Origin of the sequence: Candidatus Accumulibacter aalborgensis, from assembly GCF_900089955.1 — a bacterium.
In the GTDB taxonomy this organism is placed as follows: Bacteria; Pseudomonadota; Gammaproteobacteria; order Burkholderiales; family Rhodocyclaceae; genus Accumulibacter; species Accumulibacter aalborgensis.
In genome coordinates this window covers 1-1182 of record NZ_FLQX01000063.1, presented here as the reverse complement: position 1 = coordinate 1182, position 1182 = coordinate 1, and the positions used below count along the sequence as shown (strand labels likewise).

Genomic DNA, 1182 nt, shown 5'->3' with positions numbered 1-1182 from the left:
GCAAGCGCTGCGCTCCGCACCAACCTGCTCGGTACGTGTGGTAGGGGGGCTAAACGCTTACACTAGCATTGATTCCTAAGCCCAAACTATATCGCCCGCCGAGGGTACCCAAGTCGGTCATGACCCCGCCAGTAGAGAGGAAGGCGTGGAGGGCAACGCCGTCCACGTCAGAGTAGCCCGTGACCTGCCCACTGGCGTTGATGCCCAAGCCGGCACTGCCTATCCCGCCGAGCGTACCCAAATCGGTCATGACCCCGCTAGTAGAGAGGAACGCGTGGAAGGCAGAGTCGCCGCCCCCCTGGGACATGCCCGTGACCTGCCCACTGTCATTGATACCAAAGCCGTAACTACTGTAGGACCTTGATCCGCTGCCGAGGGTACCCAAATCGGTCATGACCCCGCCAGTAGAGAGGAAGGCGTGGAGGGCAAGACCGCCGTCCACGTCAGAGTAGCCCGTGACCTGCCCACTGGCATTAATGCCATAGCCACCAGCGTTCATCCCGCCAAGGGTACCCAAATCGGTCATGACCCCGCCAGTAGAGAGAAAGGCGCGGTAGAAACCAATGCCGCTCATGGCGGCGTAGCCCGTGACCTGCCCGCTGGTATTGATGCCCAAGCCAAAACTGGCGCCATCGCCGCCGAGGGTACCCAAGTCGGTCATGACCCCGCCCGTATACAGAAAGGCGTGGACGGCATTGCCGCTCGTGTCGGCGTAGCCCGTGACCTGCCCACCGGCATTGATGGCATAGCCGAAACTGTGCGCACCACCCAGGCTTCCTAGATCAATCGCGGTGTACGTGGGTACTGCGGCGGCCAAGGCCGGCAGGCAAGTGACGGCGGTGAAGATGCACTTCTGGAGATACGCGGAAAAACCATCGAAAGCCCACGGCCTTCTCGTCAGAAAAATAGCCGGCCACCAGAAAGAAGGGAACTGGCGCGGGTGACCACAGTATTTCGAGCAGAAAAGCGATGAATCCATGATCCCCTCCCTCGTTGAATTCGACACCGATGTGGTCGCTCCGCGCCTTGCGCCGCCGCCGAAAGGGAAGGCAAGATCCAGGCCATTGATTTATTGATCTGTTAAAACATCTTCCATTCAATTGCTTACAAGTTTTCGGGGTAACTTCTCAAAAAGCGCGGGCATGACCGTTCGCTGAATCTGGGATTCTTGCTTGCAGGTTG

1 protein-coding gene is annotated in these 1182 nt (G+C 59.1%); it reads right to left on the bottom strand.

Going from position 1 to position 1182, the window contains the following annotated elements; translation table 11 throughout:
* Positions 1-49: 49 nt before the first annotated feature.
* Positions 50-979, bottom strand: coding sequence for a hypothetical protein (locus tag ACCAA_RS04555; protein ID WP_186406061.1), 930 nt, complete (start codon positions 977-979; stop codon positions 50-52).
* Positions 980-1182: the final 203 nt, after the last annotated feature.